At 73.5% G+C, this 18,246-nt stretch carries 9 protein-coding genes and 1 pseudogene; 6 read left to right on the forward strand and 4 right to left on the reverse strand.

Features of this window, described 5'->3' with window-relative positions:
• Positions 1–1,483 precede the first annotated feature (1,483 nt).
• A pseudogene (locus ACWCYO_RS24945) lies at positions 1,484–5,083 on the forward strand (Pls/PosA family non-ribosomal peptide synthetase); the annotation flags it as partial.
• A 55-nt stretch (positions 5,084–5,138) separates the two neighbouring features.
• On the opposite strand, the gene acs reads toward ACWCYO_RS24945, so the two are convergent.
• The 3 genes from acs to ACWCYO_RS24960 all read right to left on the reverse strand — a co-directional run bounded on the left by acs (position 5,139) and on the right by ACWCYO_RS24960 (position 11,348).
• Entirely contained in the window at positions 5,139–7,094 is a 1,956-nt protein-coding gene (acs, locus tag ACWCYO_RS24950; protein WP_449785440.1) for an acetate--CoA ligase, read from the reverse strand.
• A 242-nt stretch (positions 7,095–7,336) separates the two neighbouring features.
• Positions 7,337–9,763 (reverse strand): SulP family inorganic anion transporter, encoded by a 2,427-nt coding sequence (locus tag ACWCYO_RS24955; RefSeq protein ID WP_449785441.1) that lies wholly within the window; start codon positions 9,761–9,763, stop codon positions 7,337–7,339.
• 565 nt (positions 9,764–10,328) lie between these two features.
• Complete coding sequence (locus ACWCYO_RS24960; protein ID WP_449785442.1) at positions 10,329–11,348, reverse strand: ATP-binding protein; 1,020 nt, start codon at positions 11,346–11,348, stop codon at positions 10,329–10,331.
• A 219-nt stretch (positions 11,349–11,567) separates the two neighbouring features.
• Between ACWCYO_RS24960 and ACWCYO_RS24965 the strand changes: the two genes are divergently transcribed.
• On the forward strand, positions 11,568–12,458 hold the full coding sequence (locus tag ACWCYO_RS24965) for an oxidoreductase (protein WP_449785443.1): 891 nt from the start codon (positions 11,568–11,570) through the stop codon (positions 12,456–12,458).
• 417 nt (positions 12,459–12,875) lie between these two features.
• Here the strand turns inward: ACWCYO_RS24965 and ACWCYO_RS24970 are convergent, their stop codons facing one another.
• On the reverse strand, positions 12,876–13,694 hold the full coding sequence (locus ACWCYO_RS24970) for an HAD family hydrolase (RefSeq protein WP_270151143.1): 819 nt from the start codon (positions 13,692–13,694) through the stop codon (positions 12,876–12,878).
• An 826-nt stretch (positions 13,695–14,520) separates the two neighbouring features.
• Between ACWCYO_RS24970 and ssd the strand changes: the two genes are divergently transcribed.
• From ssd to ACWCYO_RS24990, 4 genes are all read left to right on the forward strand, one after another.
• Positions 14,521–15,645 carry a septum site-determining protein Ssd gene (gene ssd, locus ACWCYO_RS24975; RefSeq protein ID WP_449785444.1) on the forward strand — a complete coding sequence of 375 codons (1,125 nt, stop codon included), beginning with the start codon at positions 14,521–14,523 and terminating at the stop codon, positions 15,643–15,645.
• A gap of 83 nt (positions 15,646–15,728) precedes the next feature.
• Positions 15,729–16,982: a TadA family conjugal transfer-associated ATPase gene (locus tag ACWCYO_RS24980; RefSeq protein ID WP_449785445.1), complete on the forward strand. Its 1,254-nt coding sequence runs from the start codon at positions 15,729–15,731 to the stop codon at positions 16,980–16,982.
• Positions 16,979–17,185: a hypothetical protein gene (locus ACWCYO_RS24985; protein ID WP_449785446.1), complete on the forward strand. Its 207-nt coding sequence runs from the start codon at positions 16,979–16,981 to the stop codon at positions 17,183–17,185. The genes ACWCYO_RS24980 and ACWCYO_RS24985 overlap by 4 nt, the downstream gene beginning before the upstream one ends.
• 16 nt (positions 17,186–17,201) lie before the next feature.
• Entirely contained in the window at positions 17,202–18,224 is a 1,023-nt protein-coding gene (locus ACWCYO_RS24990) for a type II secretion system F family protein (protein ID WP_449785447.1), read from the forward strand.
• The last annotated feature ends 22 nt before the right edge of the window (positions 18,225–18,246 follow it).

Below are 18,246 nucleotides of genomic sequence, written 5' to 3' on the forward strand. Positions count from 1 at the left end.
GCCCCGGCGCCCTCACCGCCGCCGCCCCTCCGTCGTCCCCGCAGCCCCGGCGCCCTCACCGCCGCCGCCCCTCCGTCGCCGCCGCACCTCCGTCGCCCCGCCCCTCCGTCGCCCCGCCCCTCCGTCGCCCCGCCCCTCCGTCGCCCCCGCACCCCCGGCGCCCTCACCGCCGCCGCCCCTCCGTCGCCGCCGCACCTCCGTCGCCCCGTACCTATTGCCTGGGCGGGCTCGTGTCACTCGTTCGGTCGAGCTGTGTCGTCGCCCTGGTATCCACTGTGTGGGTCGGCCCTTGTCACTCGTTCGGTCGAGCTGTGTCGTCGCCCCGGTATCCACTGCGTGGGTCGGCCCCTGTCACTCGTTCGGTTGAGCAGCGTCGTCGTCCCGGTATCTATATGTCTGGGCGGGTTTGTGTCACTTGTTCGGTCGGGCTGTGTCGCTATCGCTGTCTCCCGCCGGTGGCCGGTGGCCGGTGGCCGGGTTGGTGCGGGGTGGGGGTGGGTGGGGGTGTTCCGTGTGGCGGCTGCGTGTGGCGGTGTTTTGTGGTGGCTGGGGCGGGGGTGGGTGGTGTGTCTGTTGGGTGGTGGTGTCGGGGTATGGGCTGGAGGTGGTGGGGGTGCCCGTTCGGGTGAGGTGGGGGTGTGGAGGGTGGTCCCGCCGCCTGGGGTGGGTGGGCGGCTGGGGGTGGGGGGTGGGGGGTGGGTGCGGTGTGGTGTGGGGGTGGGTGGTGTTGGTGGTGGCCGGGGTGGGTGTGGGTGGTGCCGTCCGGACGGCCGCTGTACGGGTAGCAGGCGAAGCGTGGGGCGTGCAGGTTGGATCCGTACGCCGCGTACGGCGGGAGTGACTGTCCGGGGGTTCCGGGTGCCGGGTGGCCGGGTGGCTGGCCGGGTGGCCGGGTGGCCGGGTGGATCGCGGGGTGGTTGTTCGTTGTCGTGGCCGGGGCCGGGTGGCCCGGTCCGTGTCGGGGTCATGGGAGACGTCCGTACGGATCACGGATCACGGATCGCGGATGGCGGCGGCTGGGTTCCGTACGTGTGTGTGGTCGGTGTGTGTGGGTCGATGATCTGACCGGGATGCCCCGGTTCGGTAGTCGGTTCCTTACTGCCGGTACCGTTCCGGAGGCCGTGGTGTCCATCGTCTCTCTACCCGCTGTCATGTCTTCAGGTGGTGCCGATTACCCTTCACCAGCGAAAACACGCGAGAATCCCCGAAATGACATTCGAATCGTATCGGTGTCGGATGAAACGGCATCGATGATGAGAATTCTCTTTGACCGCAGCTTCGCTGCATCCAGCCGACTGCCGGCGGAGTCATGGTGGGTGGGCGTGTCCCACCAGGTGACAACGGTGTCACCGCACGTAGCAGGTGACACGCGCCGCCCAGGAAAACGGAGCCGAGGAACTTAACCCCTATGGACGCACGCCACGACACGGCCGGCCCAGGCACGCTGCACCGCCCTCATCCCGGGCAGGCCGCGGGTTGGCCGGTGGCCCAGCCCGCTCACCCGCGCAGTCTGCTCGACGTGATCGCCGCTACCGCCGGCGCCTACCCTCACGCGCCTGCGCTCGACACCGGTGACACCGTCTGGGACTACCGCACGCTGATGCGGGAGGTCGAGGCCTTCGCCGGCGTGCTGGCCGGTCACGGCATCGGGTGTGGTGACCGGGTGGGTGTGCGGATCCCCTCCGGTACCGCGGACCTGTACGTGGCCATCCTCGCGGTGCTGCGTTGCGGTGCCGCCTACGTGCCGGTGGACGCGGACGACCCGGACGAACGCGCCGAGATGATCTGGCAGGACGCGCTGGTGTGCGCCGTCGTCGGCGCCGAGCGGCGGCTTTTCGCCGGCCCCCTTGCCCGGCCTTCGGGCCGTCCCGCCTGGCCGGGCCCGGACGACGACGCGTGGGTCATTTTCACCTCCGGCACCACCGGGCGTCCCAAGGGCGTGGCCGTCACTCACCGCAGCGCCGCCGCGTTCGTGGACGCCGAGGCCCGCCTGTTCCTGCGCACGCGTCCGCTGGGCCCCGGTGACCGTGTGCTGGCCGGTCTGTCGGTGGCCTTCGACGCCTCCTGTGAGGAGATGTGGCTGGCCTGGCGCCACGGCGCCTGCCTGGTCCCGGCCCCCCGCTCCCTGGTCAAGGCCGGCACCGACCTGGGCCCCTGGCTGGTGGAGCGCCGTATCACCGCGATCTCCACCGTCCCGACCCTGCTCGCCCTGTGGCCGCAGGAGTGCCTGGACCAGGTGCGCCTGATCATCGTCGGCGGTGAGGCCTGCCCGGCCGAACTGGTCGAGCGCCTGGCCGTGCCCGGCCGCGAGTTCTGGAACACCTACGGCCCCACCGAGACCACCGTGGTGGCCACCGCCGCCCGGATGCTGCCCGGCCAGCCGGTGCGCATCGGCGCCCCCCTGGACGGCTGGGAGATCGCCGTGGTCGACCAGGCCGGCAACCCCGTGCCCTGGTACGAGGCCGGTGAACTACTGATCGCCGGCATCGGATGCGCCCGCTACCTCGACCCCGCCAAGGACGCCGAGAAGTACAGCCCCCACCCCGCGATCGCCTCCGAACGCGTCTACCGCAGCGGTGACCTGGTCCGCAACGACCCCGAGGGCCTGATCTTCCTGGGCCGCGCCGACGACCAGGTCAAACTCGGCGGGCGCCGTATCGAACTCGGCGAGATCGACGCCGCCCTCCAGGCCCTGCCGCACGTCCGGGCGGCGGCCGCCGCGGTGCGCAAGACCCCCGCCGGCGCCGACCTGCTGGTCGGCTACCTGGTCCCCCAGCCCGGCACCACCCCCGACCTCGCCACCGCGCGCCAGCACCTGCTGCAACGCCTGCCCGCCCCCCTGGTGCCCGTCCTCGCCCTGGTCGACTCCCTGCCCACCAAAACCTCCGGCAAGGTCGACCGGCACGCCCTGCCCTGGCCACTGGCCACCACCGCCACCGCCCAGGCCCCGGCCGAGAACCTGAACGGCACCGCCGCCTGGCTCGCCGGCCAGTGGGAACGCCTGCTCGGCACCCCCTGCGGCAGGGGCGATGACTTCTTCGCCCTCGGCGGCTCCAGCCTCACCGCCGCCCGCCTGGTCTCCGAACTGCGCACCCGCCACAACGGCGTCTCCGTCGCCGACCTGTACGCCCACCCCGTACTCGGCGACCTCGCCGACTACCTCGACTCCCTCACCCCCACCACCCCCCAGGGCGCGGCCGCGCCAGGGCCACAGGCCACCGCGACCGCCCACCCCCGACGGCCGGTACGCCCCACCCCGCCAAGCGCCGCCCTGTGGCAGACCCTCATGCTGCTCGCCCTGTTCACCCTCGCCGGAGCGCGCTGGGTGATCGTCCTGATCGCCGTCGACAACCTGCTCGGCACCCACCTGCCCTGGGCCCCGCACACCTCCTGGTGGCCCGTCGCCGCCGGCGCGCTCGCCTTCTACAGCGTCCCCGGCCGCACCCTGCTCGCCGCCGCCGGCGCCCGCCTGCTCACCGCCGGCATCCGCCCCGGCAGCCACCCCCGCGGCGGCCACGTCCACCTGCGACTGTGGGCCGCCGAACGCTACACCGCCATGTTCGCCACCGCCTCCCTGTCCGGCACCCCCTGGGCCCCGCGCTACGCCCGGATGCTCGGCTGCCGCGTCGGCAAGGGCGTCCAGCTGCACACCGCGCCCCCGGTCACCGGACTGGCCCGCATCGGCGCCGGCGCCAGCCTCGAACCCGAGGCCGACATCGCCGGCTGGTGGCTCGACGGCGACACCCTCCAACTCGGGCGCATCGACGTCGGCGAAGGCGCCAGCATCGGCCACCGCGCCACCCTGATGCCCGGCGCCCGCATCGGCGCCGGCGCCCAGATCGCCCCCGGTTCCTGCGTCACCGGCACCGTCCCACCCGGCGAACACTGGCACGGCTCCCCGGCCCGCCCCGGTCCCGACACCCGCACCCTGTGGCCCACCCGAGCACCCCGCCCCTCGCGGATCTGGAACGCCGCCTACGGCGCCGCCTTCGTCCTCTTCGGCCTCGTCCCCCTCATCAGCGCCCTGCCCGCCCTGTCCATCCTCTACCCCCTGGTCGACAGCGACCGCACCCTCGGCGCCGCCGTGCTCCAACTGCTGCCACTGACCGTGCCACTGGCCGCCCTGACCCTCCTGTGCCACGCCGCACTGATAGCCCTGCTGATCCGCCTGTTCTCCCTGCCACTGCGCCCCGGCTTCCACCCCGCCACCGGAGGCGTCGCGTTCTGCGCCTGGGCCGTGGCCGGCCTGAGCGACACCGCCCGCCGCACCCTGTTCCCCCTCTACGCCAGCCTCTTCACCCCACTGTGGCTGCGCCTGCTCGGCGCGAGGATCGGCCGCCGCGTGGAGGCCTCCACCGTGCTCGCCCTGCCCACCCTGATGCGGGTCGACGACGGCGCCTTCCTCGCCGACGACACCCTCCTCGCCCCCTACGAGCTGCGCGGCGGCTGGCTGCACCTGGGCCGCGCCCACGTCGGACGCCGCTCCTTCGTCGGCAACTCCGGCATCGTCGGCCCCGGCCGCCAACTGCCCGACAACTGCCTGGTCGGCGTGCTCTCCGACGCCCCCGCCCACGCCCCCGAAGGCTCCTCCTGGCTGGGCCGGCCCGCCTTCGCCCTGCCCCGGGTGGCCGAAGGCGCCGGCGAGGCCCGCACCTACGACCCGCCCAAGCGCCTGATGTGGGCACGCGCCGGCGTCGAGGTCTGCCGGCTCGTGCCGGTCGTCATGGCCGCCCTGCTCGCCGACCTGGTCTTCGCCGCCCTGCAGGCGATCCGCGACCACTACGGTCTCGGCGCCGCCCTGGGCGGCGCCGGCCCGGTACTGGCCGGCGCCGCCATCGCCGCCTGCACCACCGCCACCCTCGCCAAATGGCTGCTGGTCGGACGCTTCCGGGTCGGCGAACACCCGCTGTGGTCCTCCTTCGTCTGGCGCAACGAGCTCTACGACACCTTCGTCGAGGAACTCGCCATGCCCTTCGGCGGCGGCGCCATGACCGGCACCCCCTACCTGAACCTGTGGCTGCGCAGCCTCGGCGCCAGGATCGGACGCGGCGTGTGGTGCGAGACCCACTGGCTGCCCGAGAGCCCGTCACTGCTTCAGCGTGCCGAGCCTTCTGTGCGCCCGGCCGTCAGCGCCGTTCTCAGCCGTTGCTGCCGTTCGGCGGCAGCTGGGCCTGGATCTGGCTCATCACCGTGCTGTCGGCCAGGGTGGTGGTGTCACCGACCTCGCGGCCCTCGGCGATGTCGCGCAGCAGACGGCGCATGATCTTGCCGGAGCGGGTCTTCGGCAGTTCGCCGACCACCTTGATCTGCTTCGGCTTGGCGATCGGGCCGAGCGTGCGGCCGACGTGCGCCCGCAGCTCCTCGACCAGCTCGGGGCTGTCGGTGGCACCGCCGCGCAGGATCACGAAGGCGACGATCGCCTGGCCGGTGGTGGCGTCGGCGGCGCCGACCACGGCGGACTCGGCCACCGACGGGTGGCCGACCAGGGCCGACTCGACCTCGGTGGTGGAGATGTTGTGGCCCGAGACCAGCATGACGTCGTCCACCCGGCCGAGCAGCCAGATGTCGCCGTCCTCGTCCTTCTTGGCACCGTCACCGGCGAAGTAGCGGCCCTGGAAGCGCGACCAGTAGGTGTCGACGTAGCGCTGGTCGTCGCCCCAGATGGTGCGGAGCATGGAAGGCCACGGCTCGGTGAGCACCAGGTAGCCGCCGGAGCCGTTCGGGACCTCGTTGGCCTCGTCGTCCACCACGGTGGCCGCGATGCCCGGCAGGGCGCGCTGGGCCGAGCCCGGCTTGGTCTCGGTGACGCCCGGCAGCGGGCTGATCATGATGGCGCCGGTCTCGGTCTGCCACCAGGTGTCCACGATCGGGCACTTGCCGCCGCCGATGTGCTCGCGGTACCAGACCCACGCCTCGGGGTTGATCGGCTCGCCGACGCTGCCCAGCACCCGCAGCGAGGACAGGTCGAACTTCGCGGGGATGTCGTCGCCCCACTTCATGAAGGTCCGGATCGCGGTCGGCGCGGTGTAGAGGATCGTCACGCCGTACTTCTGGACGATCTCCCAGAACCGGCCCTGGTGCGGGGTGTCCGGGGTGCCCTCGTAGATGACCTGGGTGGCGCCGTTGGAGAGCGGGCCGTAGACGATGTACGAGTGGCCGGTGACCCAGCCGATGTCGGCGGTGCACCAGTAGACGTCGGTCTCCGGCTTGAGGTCGAAGACCGCGTGGTGGGTGTAGCTGGCCTGGGTGAGGTAGCCGCCCGAGGTGTGCAGGATGCCCTTGGGCTTACCGGTGGTGCCAGAGGTGTAGAGGATGAACAGCGGGTGCTCGGCCTCGTGGGCCTCGGGGGCGTGCTCGGTGGACTGGCGCGCGGTGATCTCGTGCCACCAGACGTCGCGGCCCTCGGTCCAGGGGATCTCCTGCTCGGTGCGGCGGATCACCAGGACGTGCTCGACGCCGTCGACCTTGGTGAGCGCCTCGTCGATGGCCGGCTTGAGCGCGGAGGGCTTGCCGCGGCGGTAGCCGCCGTCGGCGGTGATGACGAGCTTGGCCTGGGCGTCCTGGATTCGGGAGGCGACGGCGTCGGCGGAGAAACCGCCGAAGACCACCGAGTGGGTGGCGCCGATCCGGGCGCAGGCGAGCATCGCGACGACCGCCTCGGCGATCATCGGCAGGTAGAGCGCCACCCGGTCGCCCTTGCGGACGCCGAGCTCCAGCAGCGCGTTGGCGGCCTGCGAGACCTCGTCCTTGAGCTGGGCGTAGGTGATCGAGCGGCTGTCGCCGGGCTCGCCCTCGAAATGGATGGCGACCCGGTCGCCGAGGCCGTTCTCGACGTGGCGGTCGACGCAGTTGTAGGCCACGTTGAGCTTGCCGTCGGCGAACCACTTGGCGAAGGGCGGGTTGGACCAGTCGAGCGTCTCGGTCGGCTCGACGGCCCAGCTGAGGCGGCGGGCCTGCTCGGCCCAGAAGCCCAGGCGGTCCTCGGAGGCCTGCGTGTAGGCCGTCTCGGTGACGTTGGCGGCTGCGGCGAGCTCTGTCGGCGGGGCGAAACGCCGCTCCTCCTTGAGCAGGTTGGCCAGGCTCTCGTTGCTCAACGCGCACTCCTCATCGAGTCATGATCTCGGGCGATCCCGTGCGTGGGGATCGTCCCGTGTGTCCCAGCGCACAAGCTCACCAGGCGAACGGGTCAGTTGACAAGAGGCGCCCGGGAATTGGTTTAGACCTTTGACTGAAGATCGAACGGCCAGCCGTGCGGACCGCCGCGCGGCGCGGCAGACCGCACGGCGGCCGGTGGGCCCGTGTCCCGGCTCGCTCGGAGGGGACACGGGCCCGGTTCTCAGGCGGCCAGTTGGGAGCCCTCCCCGCTGCCGTCGGCCGGAACCCGGCCGTCCTTTCTCACCCGTTCGGCCGATTCACCCTCGGGCCGGGCGTCGGGCCGGGTGTCTGGCCGGTCCCCGGTCCCGACAGTGGTGTTACGTGCCTCGGTGCGCGCTTTGACGGGGCTGAACGTTCCGGCGGCGCGATCGAGGACGTAGGCCTGGGCGGTGGCGAAGTCGAAGTACATCCCGACCAGCCGCAGGCTGCCCTCCTCGACCCGGCGCTCCACCGCGGGGTTCGCCATCAGCTGGTCCAACTGCTGCACCACGTTGGTGATGCAGAGCTGTTCCGCGAGGTCCACCACCGGCCGGTCGGCGAACTCGGCCGGTGCCCGTCGCAGCCGGTCCAGCGAGCCGCGGCCGTTGCGCAGCCAGCGGGTCAGCGGGGTGGGTGGACCGGAGTGCTCGTGCACACCGTCCAGCAGCGCCTTCATCGCGCCGCAGCCGGAGTGGCCGCAGACCGTGATCGAGCGCACCTCCAGCGCCTCGACCGCGTACTGCACCGCGGCGGCCACCGAGTCGTCGGCCGCGCCGGGTTCGAACGGGGCCGGCACCAGGTTGCCCACGTTCCGGACGGTGAACAGGTCGCCCGGCCCGCTGTTGGTGATCATGCTGGTCACCATCCGGGAGTCCGCGCAGGTCAGGAAGAGCTGGGAGGGCGTCTGGCCTTCCCGTGCCAGCCGGGCGAGTTCGGGTCTGATCAGCGGGGCGGTGTGCTGCTGGAAGACCCGGACTCCGTCCAGCAGCCGGCCGTGCGGGTCCTCCTGCTGCTCGATGCAGTGATGACCGACCCAGGGCGTCCAGGCCCGGCAGCGGTGCGGGCCCGCCGAACTCCCGCTGCGGACCGTGCCGTCGGGATCGAGCACCTCGTCGTCCTGGCGGCGCGTCACCAGCGAGACCCGCCCGCCCGCGGCCTGGTGCCCCGTCCGCCAGTCGTGCAACGTCACGTACGCGGCGTGGTCCAGGAAGGAGCCGTCGTGCACGACGGCGACCTCGGCGGACGCAGGGATCCCGGCCAGCGCCCGGCTCAGCCGGGGGACGGCGGTGAAGGTGAGCGGACCGTGGGTCTGGACGGTGACCGAACCGTCGGGGCCGGTCTCGACGTCCACATGAGCGCGGGTCAGCCGGTGGAGCGCGAGCAGGACGGCGGTGCTGGCGCCGAGGCCGACGCCCCACAGCACGCCGAAGGCGACCACGGCGAGCATGGTGGTCAGGTAGACCGGGAACTCGCGGTGCCGGTGCACGTTGAGGATGTGCGCGAAGCTCACCATCTGCAGCCCGACCACCAGCACCAGCGCGGCCAGGGCGGCCAGCGGAATCCGGCGCAGCCCGCCGGTCAGCGCCAGCGCGGCTGCGAGCACCCAGACGCCGTGCAGGACCGAGGCCCACCTGGTCTGCGCGCCGGTCCGGACGTTGGCGGTGCTGCGGACGGCGCCGCCGGCGATCGGCAGCCCGCCGACCAGCCCGCTGACCAGGTTGGCGAGCCCCTGTCCGCGCAGCTCGCGGTCGAGGTCGCCGGTGCGCTGGGACATCCTGTCCACCGCCACGGCGGACAGCAGCGACTCCACGCTCGCGACGGCGGTGACGGTGAGGACGGCGGTGAGCACCCCGGCGAGCGAACCGTGCGGCAGCGCGGGCACGAGCGAGTGCGGCTGCCAGGCGGGCAGTTCGATGTGGGCGAGCCGCAGGTCCAGGGTGACGGCGAGCGCGGTGGCGACGGCCACGGCGGCCAGCGGGCCGGGCACCTTGGCCAGGCGTGCGCCCAACTCGCCCGCGCGGCCTGGGAGTCGGTCGAGTCGGGGCCAGCCCAGCAGCACGGCCACGGTCACCGCGCCGGCCAGTAGCGCGGGTGGGTGCGGACCGGCCAACTGCCCGGGCAGCGCGAGGAGGTTGGCGATCGCCGAGCTCTGCGGTGACCCACCGAGGACGACGTGCAGCTGCGCGATGGCGATGGTGAGCCCGACCCCGGCCAGCATGCCGTGCACGATCGCCGGCGAGACGGCGAGTGCCGTGCGGGCCACTCGGCGTGCGCCGAGCAGGAGTTGGAGCAGCCCGGCGACGACGGTGACGGCGCAGGTGGCCCGCCAGCCGTACTGGGCGATCAGCCCGGCGGTGATCACGGTCAGCGCGGCGGAGGGGCCGCTGACCATGAGCGGGGTGCCGCCGGACAACCCGACCACGATGCCGCCCACGGCGGCGGCGGCCAGTCCTGCGGTGAGCGGGGCGCCGGTGGCGAGCGCGATGCCGAGGGAGAACGGCACGGCGATCAGGAAGACCACCGCAGAGGCGGAGAGGTCGTGGGCCCAGCGGGCCCGGCCGCCGGGGCCCGGCGGCGCGTGGTCGGTGGTGTCGGAGGCGATGGGTGCGCTGGAGATGTCGAGGGTCATGGTCTTCCCGTCTGTCCGGGGGAACGAACGCAGTCAGGTCCGGTGGTGAGTCCGGAGCGGGGCTCCGGGGCGGATCGGCTGTCGTGGGTCGCGACGGTGTGGCGGGATGGCGTGGGCGCGGCGGGGAGTACGGGTGTCACCGGCCGGCGTCGACCATCTGGCTCGCCAAGGGCCAGGGCGAGATGCGGGAGGTCTCGCCGAGGGCCGTCGGGACGGGCCATCAAGACTCGGTAAACCGAGGGTAATGAAAGCTTTGCACAGCGTCGTTCCCGGAGGGAAGCGAAAAATCCCGGGTTCACCCTATTGGGTGGTGTTCGAACCGACGGGAATCTGCTGATGGGCTGGCGCACGGACGGGATGGCGAGCGGACCAGGGTGGCGAGGGGACCGGGGTGGCGAGGGGACCGGGGTGACGAGCGGACCGGGGTGGCGAGCGGACCGGGATGGCGAGCGGACCGGGATGGCGGACGGCTCTGGCCGACACGGCGAACGGGCCGCGGCCTTCCCCGGGGTGGAAGGGGAGGCCACGGCCCGTCCGGTTCGTGGCGGTGCCGTTCGCGGTGGTGTCAGGCGGTGGCTCCCGCCGGGGCGGCCGGTGCGCCGTCGGTCGCGAACTCGCCCGGGAACCCGCCCAGCACGAAGTCCTCGTCCACCTGGGTCGCGAGGTCGATACCGACCTTGGCGTTGGCCCAACTCTCCGCGTTGCGCCGGTGGAAGAGCACGGCCTGCTCGGTGTAGCGGCGCGCGTCGCGCAGTCCGTACGCCGCCTCGGCCTCGGCCCGCAGTTCCTCCAGCACGGCCCGGTTGGCCGGCTCCAGCGACTTCAGCGGCGGCTCGGCGCCCTGCTCCAGTCGGCGCACCCAGTCCGACTGTCCGAAGGTGGTGAGCAGGTCGTCGCCGACCTCGCGGCGCAGGAACACCAGGTCGTCCGGGCCCTGCACCTTGTTGCCGATCACCCGCAGCTGCACGCCGAAGTCCCGCGCGTAGTCCTTGTACTGGCGGTAGACCGAGATGCCCTTGCGGGTCGGTTCGGCCACCAGGAAGGTCAGGTCGAAGCGGGTGAACAGGCCGGAGGCGAAGGAGTCCGAACCGGCCGTCATGTCGGTGACCAGGTACTCGTCCGGGCCGTCCAGCAGGTGGTTGAGCAGCAGCTCCACCGCGCCGACCTTGGAGTGGTAGCAGGCCACCCCGAGGTCCTCCTCGGTGAACGCGCCGGTCGCCAGCAGCCGGACCGAGCCCTCGTCCAGGGCGATCGGGCGGGCGCAGGAGGCGTAGACCGGGTTCTCCTCGACGATCCGCAGCAGGCGTGAACCGCGGCCGGGCGGCGTGGTTTTGATCATCTCGTCGGCCGAGCGGATCAGCGGATTGCTGCCGCGCAGGTACTCCTTGATCTCCTGCAGGTGCGCGCCGAGCGAGGGCAGTTCGGCGGCCTGGGCATCCGTCAGGCCGAGGGCGGGGCCCAGGTGCTGGTTGATGTCGGCGTCGACGGCGATGACCGGCCGGCCGATGGCGGCCAGGTGGCGGATGAACAGTGCGGACAGCGTGGTCTTCCCGCTGCCGCCCTTGCCGACGAAGGCGATCTTCATCTGGGTCTCCGGCTCTCGCTCTGGGCCCTGGGGGCGGGCCGCGTGCTCACGGGTGCGCTCGTGGGGGGCGCCCCTAACTGGAAATCGTTATCGTCTCCGATAGTGGCCATGCTAGCCGGGGTTTGGGTTCCGCTGGGGGAGGGAAGTGAGGATTGCCTCTAACGGGTGATGCGGGGTTGCTGTTCCGGGAGGGGCGGGCTGTTCATTACTCTCGGGTAGGTGAGCACTGGAACAGATCCCCTCGCCCCGCTGGCCCAGCTCCCCGGGGTGCCCGACGCCGTGGCCGAGGTGCGCAAGGCCGTCGACCGGCTCTACGGCCACCGGGTGATGCGGCGCCGCGCGGCCGAGGTCACCTCCGAGTCCGCGCTGCGCGGCGCCCGCGCGTCGGCGGCCATGGCGGGAGCCGACTGGCCGCTGGAGGAGGTCCGGCGCCGCACCGACTTCAGCGCGGACGCCGAGGCCCGTACGGTCGGCGCGGCCCTGCGGATCGCCGCCGAGGCGGGGCAGCTGCTCAGCGTCTGGCGGCACTCGCCGCTCCAGGTACTGGCCCGGCTGCACCTGCTCGCGGTCGGCGACAGCGACCCGGCCGCCGGTCGGCCGCGCCGGGCGGGGGAGCGCGCCGAGGAGCTGTTCCCGTTGGAGCTCGCGCCGGTGGAGAGCGTCAAGGTCGACGCCGGGGTCGGGCCGCTGCCGGCCCTGCCGCCCGCCCCGGGCGCGGAGGAGGTCGCGGCCCGGCTGGACCAGCTCTCCCGGCTGCTGGTGGCCCGTGCGGAGGGTCACGGCGTGGGCACACCGGCCCTGGTGGTGGCTGCGGTGGTGCACGGCGAACTGCTCGCCCTGCGGCCGTTCGGCACCCACAACGGGCTGATCGCGCGGGCCGCCCAGCGGATCGTCCTGATCGCCGAGGGCCTCGACCCGAAGTCGATCTGCCCCGCCGAGGTCGGCCTGGCCGAGCTGGGCACCGACGCCTACCGCCGCGCCCTGGCGGGCTACCTGGCGGGCACGCCCGAAGGGATGGCGGCCTGGATCGCGCACTGCGGGCGGGCCCTGGGGCTCGGCGTGCGGGAGAGCACCGCGGTCTGCGAGGCGATGCAGCGCGGCATGGTCTGATCGGACCGGCCCGCGGGCGTTGCCGAGCCCCGTGGACGCTGCCGGGCCCCGTGGGCGTTGCCGGGCCGGGGGGGGCGTTGCGGGTCTCGCGCGCACAGAGATGCGGCGGCACCTGATCCTGCTGGGTGCCGCCGCTGGTACAGGTACCGGGTGACCAAGCATGCACCGGAAGTGCCGATCAGACGGGGATCCTGCCCGTTCGTCTGGTCCGGCGGCCCGACAGCGGGTCGGCTGCATGTGGGTGCTCGGAAATCTGTACACGCGGTCCGTGGGCCTGAACTGCGTTGTCGGTTTGACCTCTTCGGTCCTGACCGGGTCTCGCGGGCCGTGCTTCATTTGTATCGCGTTTCGGCCGAAAGGGGAACCCGAAACGAGAAGTCTGTGTCGATTGCCCGTTTTGGTGGCTTTCGTGCTAGATCACGGCTTCCGCCGGGAGCCTCCGGCGGTGGGACGGCGTCGGCGCGCCAGGTACCAGATGACCCCGGCGGTCACGGCGGCCGTCCCGATCGCCACGGCGGTCAGCACCGAGCCGCTCGGCGCGGAGAACTCGGGCAGCCGCCGTCGCAGTTGCACCGGCCGGTCGAAGACCAGCACCGGCCACTCCCGGGCCTGCGCCTCCTTGCGCAGCGCGCGGTCCGGGTTGACGGCCGAGGGGTGGCCGACCGCCTCCAGCAGCGGCAGGTCGGTCGAGGAGTCGCTGTAGGCGTAGGACTCGGCCAGGTCGTAGCCTTCCGTACCGGCCAACTCCCGGATGGCCGCGGCCTTGTTCTCGGCGTAGGCGTAGTACTCGATCTCGCCGGTGTAGCAGCCGTCCTCGACCTTGAGCCGGGTGGCGATCACGTGGTCCGCGCCGAGCAGCGCGCCGATCGGCTCGACCACCTCGGAGCCCGAGCTGCTGACGATCACCACGTCCCGGCCGGCCGCGTGGTGCTGTTCGATCAGCGAGGCGGCCTCGTCATAGATGATCGGGTCGATCAGGTTGTGCAGCGTCTCGGCGACGATCTCGCGGACCTGCTGGACGTTCCAGCCCCGGGTGAGCGCGGAGAGGTACTCGCGCATCTTCTCCATCTGGTCGTGGTCCGCGCCGCCGACCAGGAAGACGAACTGGGCGTACGCACTGCGCAGTACGGCCCGACGGTTGATCAGACCGCCCTGGTAGAACGGGCGGCTGAAGGCCAGCGCGCTCGACTTGGCGATGATGGTCTTGTCGAGGTCGAAGAAGGCGGCCGTGCGCAGTCCGTTCGGCCGGGGGCGGACGGATGCGCTCGGCGCCTCGGGCCCGGTGGGGTCGCCCTGGGACTCGTCGGCGTGGTCGTCGGCGTTCTCGGTGGTGTCCACGGGAACCGAGGATAGAGGGAGCCACAAAACACCCCGCCATTCGGCGTACTCGTGGGCGTGCGGGTTTGTGTTTCTGGCCGCTCGGGTACACCATGGAAGTCACGGATCGTTCGCGACCGTGCTAACCCGGTCCGGCTCCTCCCCCCCGAGTCGGGCTGTGGATAGACGACCCCCGCTCTCCCCCCCGGCGGGGGTCGTCGCACGTCCGGGGCCATTTTCAGGGCTTGAAGGCCATTGCCGCAGCTTCCGCGCTGGCCTCGCGGCCGCGTGCAGGGGGTGTCGACAGCTCCGCCCGTCCATCACCTTTCGTCACTCTGCGTTGCCATTTGCTCATGGCGCGCACGGCGTGCGCGGCTGGTTCCGATCGGCGCCGCGGGCCGCTCCGGCGGGGTGCGGGAGAGCCGGCGCGAGGGTGTCGGGAAGGCGGTCGACAGAGGTCGGTGGATCGCCGGTTCATCTCCGTGAGCCCCTTTCGTCAATTCTTCGCCGAATTGACACCCGTCCGGGTGAACGTTTTCATCCACAGCCCCCGAGTTATCCACAGGCAATCGGAACGTGGATGACGGAATCCGGATCTCCCCCCACCGTGATGGTCGGCGGCGGTCGCCGGGCGGGGCCTCATCCCTTCCTCTTCCGAGAGGTCTGCCTGGCGGCCGTCCGTCGGAACCGTCCGACGCGCGCCGCAGCCACCCCCGGTGGCAGGCGGCGCAGAGGGGAGAACACCATGTCCGCGCCGATCGCCGACCACGTCACCGCCGAAGGCCCCGCGGCCGCCGGACCGCTCGTCGTCACCGAGGACGAGGGCCTGGCCGAGCACCTGCTGCGGCTCTGTGCCGCGGCGGGCACCGAGCCGAGGCTGATCCGGGGCGCGCCGCCGCCGCGCGAGCAGTGGGGGGCCGCCCCACTGGTCCTGGTCGGGGACGACCAGGCGGAGCGCTGCGCCGGGCTGGGCAGGCGCAGCGGGGTGTTGCTGCTCGGGCTGGACCTCGACGACCCCGGAGTGTGGGTCAGAGCCGTCCAACTCGGCGCCGAGCACGTGCTGTTCCTGCCCGATGCCGAGGCCTGGCTGCTGGACCGGATCGCGGACGCGGCGGAGGGTGTCGGCTCGCCGGCGGTCACCGTCGCGGTGCTCGGTGGCCGGGGCGGGGCCGGGGCCTCGACGCTGGCCTGCGCCCTCGCCGTCACGGCCGCACGGGCGGGGCGGCGGACGATGCTCCTCGACGGGGATCCGCTGGGTGGGGGACTGGACATCCTGCTCGGCGGCGAGACGGCCCGCGGGCTGCGCTGGCCGGACCTGGCCGGTTCGCGCGGGCGGGTCAGCGGGGCCGAGCTGGCCCGGGCGCTGCCGGCTCTCAAACGGCTCTCCGCGTTGTCCTGCCTGTCCTGGGACCGCGGCGACACCCTGACGGTGCCGCCCGAGGCCATGCGCAGCGTGCTGGCCGCCTCCCGGCGGCGCGGTGGGCTGGTGGTGGTCGACGTGCCGCGCCATCTCGACGCGGCCGCCGGGCAGGCGCTGGAACAGTCCGACCTCGCGCTGCTGGTGATCCCGGCCGAGCTGCGCGCGGTGGCGGCCGCCGACCGGGTCGCGGCGGCGGCCCGGATGCGGCTCGGGGACGTCCGGGCCGTGGTCCGGCCGGTCCGGGTCGGCGGGCTCCCGGCACACCGGATCGCCCGCGGGCTGCGGCTGGAGCTGGCCGGGGAGCTGGACCCGGAGCCGGGACTGGCCGGGGACGTCGAGCGGGGCGTCCCGCCCGGCATGCGGGACGGCGGCCCGCTCGCGCGCTTCTGCGCGACCTTCCTGAACGAAGTGCTGCCGCCGGTCTCGGCGGTCGGAGGAGGTGTGTACTGATGGTCCGTCTGCGTAGGACAGGTCTCCGGGGCGGTGCCCCGGGCCCGGGCGACGGTGCGCGGGAGCACCGGCCGCTCAGGAGCGTGCCGCCACCCGGCGGGCTGCCGCAGGCCGAACACGGGCCCTGCCCGTACGGCCGGACGGCCCGCGAGCAGCGGACGGCGGAGTTGGTGGACGCGGTACGGCTGCGGCTGGCCGAGTCGGGGGCCGCCCCGACGGCGGGCTCGGTCGCGGCGGTGCTGCGGGCCACCCGGCCGCCGCTCGGCGGGGACGAAGTGCTGGACACCGTGCGCTCGCTGCGCGCCGAACTGGTGGGTGCGGGCCCGCTGGAGCGGCTGCTGGCGGCGCCCGACGTCACGGACGTGCTGGTGAACGGTCCGGAGGAGGTGTGGGTCGACCGTGGCGGCGGCCTGCACCGAGCCACCGGAGTCCGGTTCGCCGACGCCGAGGCGGTGCGACGGCTCGCCCACCGGCTGGCCACCGCGGCTGGGCGGCGCCTGGACGACGCCCGGCCCTGGGTGGACGCCCGGCTGCCGGACGGCACCAGGCTGCACGCGGTGCTGCCGTCGATCGCCGCCGGCTGCACGCACATCTCGCTGCGGGTGTGCCGGCCCCGGCCGTTCACGCTCGACGAGTTGGTGGCGGGCGGGGCGCTGCCGCCGGAGGGCGCCGAGCTGCTGGCCGGCATCGTGCGGGCGCGGCTGTCGCTGCTGGTCTCCGGTGGGACGGGCTCGGGCAAGACGACCCTGCTCGCCGCGTTGCTCGGCCTGGTCGGGCCGGACGAGCGGATCGTGATCGCCGAGGACTCCGCCGAGCTGCGACCGGCCCACCCGCACGTGGTCCGGCTGCAGAGCCGACCGCCGAACCAGGAGGGGCTGGGCGAGTTCACCTTGCGGGACCTCGTCCGGCAGGCGCTGCGGATGCGGCCGGACCGGCTGGTGATCGGCGAGGTGCGCGGGGCCGAGGTGTCGGACCTGCTGGCCGCGCTCAACACCGGACACGAGGGCGGCTGCGGGACCGTCCACGCCAACACGGCGGCGGACGTGCCGGTCCGGCTGGAGGCACTGGGCTCGCTCGCCGGGCTCGACCGACCGGCCCTGCACAGCCAACTGCGGGCGGCGCTCGACGTGGTGGTGCACCTGGTCCGGGATCCGGGCTCGGGGCTGCGCCGGGTGGCGGAGATCCACACGCTGACCGGGGACCGCGACGGGCTGGCCGTGACCACTTCGGCGGTGGAGTTCCCCGCGGCGGGCGGGCTGGTGCCCGGAGCGGGCTGGGAGCGGCTGCTCGGGCTGCTGGCGGCGCGCGGGGTGGCGCTCGGGGCGGGAGCGCCATGAGCGAGGGAGCGGTGGTGGTCGCGGCGGTGAAGGCGACGTCGGTGTCGATGGCCTCAGCGCCGATGGCGCTGGTGTCGATGGCTTCGGCGGGCCAGGCCGCGCGGGAGTTGCGGCTGGTGGAGATCGGCTTCGTGCTGCTCCTGGTCGCGTGCGCGGCCGGCGCAGTGGTGCTGCTCGGGTCGTGGGGACGGAAGGAGCGATGACGTGGAGGTGGATGCCATGACGCGAAGTCAGTTCGCTTTCTGCTGGGCGACGGTGCTGTGCCTGCTGGCCGTCGCCGGGTGGCGGGCCGTTCAGGAACAACTGCCGGGTGGGCGACGCTCCAGGCTGGTGCTGGCGGGCAGCGGGCCTCCGATGAGCGGCCAGGGCCCGCAGGCGGTGCGGCGGGGGTGGGCTCGGATCCGGGGGTGGCTGGCGCCCGAACTGCTGGTTCTGCCCGTGGGGTTGGCCCTCGGACGGGTCACCGCGTCGCCGGTGCCGGTGCTCGCGGCCGCGCTGGCCCTCCTGCCGCTGCGACGGTGGCGGCTGCGGCGGCGCCTGACGGTGGAGGCCGGGCAGCGGGCCGCGGCCGTGGTGGAGCTCTGCGCCGCGCTGGCGGGGGAGTTGCGCAGCGGCGCGACGCCCGAGCAGGCGCTGCACCTGGTCGCCGCGCGGCTCGCCGAGGATCCGGACGGGTTGCGCCGGCTCGGAGCCGAGCCGGTGGCCCGGTTGGCGGCGGGCCGTTACGGCGGGGACGTCCCGGCCGCGCTCCAGTTGCTGGCCGAACTGCCCGGTGGCAGCGGAGCGGCGGCGATCGCGGCCTGCTGGCGGGTCGCCTCCGACGGCGGGTCGGGACTCGCCGCCGCGCTGGACCGGGTCGCGGAGGCGCTGCGCGGTGAGCGGGCGCTGGCGGAGGAGATCACCGGGGAGCTGGCCGGGCCGCGTACGACGATCGCGGTCCTGGCCGCCCTGCCGGGCGCGGGGCTGCTCCTGGGCAGTGGGCTCGGGGCCCGTCCGCTGGAGGTCCTGCTGCACACGTCGGCCGGACTGGGCTGCCTCGGGGCGGGGGCGGTCCTGGAGGGGCTGGGAGTGCTCTGGACGGCTCGCATCGTCCGAGTGGCGGCCCGGGGCGGGGTGGAGGCTCCGCAGGGCGTCGCCGGAGGCCGTCCCCGCGCGGGGGCCGAAGGCCCGGCTGGAGGCGGCGGTGGGCGGCGAGGGCTCCTGTGGGCGCGGACGCTCGGCGCCGAAGCGGGGGTGGGGTGATGCGGGGCGCCGGGTGGGTGCC

Source organism: Kitasatospora sp. NPDC001683 (genome assembly GCF_053596495.1).

Bases quoted from the DNA above. Each gene is read 5' to 3' on its own strand.
- ssd (WP_449785444.1), top strand. From the start codon at position 14,521: ATGTCCGCGCCGATCGCCGACCACGTCACCGCCGAAGGCCCCGCGGCC.
- ACWCYO_RS24960 (WP_449785442.1), bottom strand. From the start codon at position 11,348: ATGAAGATCGCCTTCGTCGGCAAGGGCGGCAGCGGGAAGACCACGCTG.
- ACWCYO_RS24990 (WP_449785447.1), top strand. From the start codon at position 17,202: ATGACGCGAAGTCAGTTCGCTTTCTGCTGGGCGACGGTGCTGTGCCTG.
- ACWCYO_RS24985 (WP_449785446.1), top strand. From the start codon at position 16,979: ATGAGCGAGGGAGCGGTGGTGGTCGCGGCGGTGAAGGCGACGTCGGTG.
- ACWCYO_RS24955 (WP_449785441.1), bottom strand. From the start codon at position 9,763: ATGACCCTCGACATCTCCAGCGCACCCATCGCCTCCGACACCACCGAC.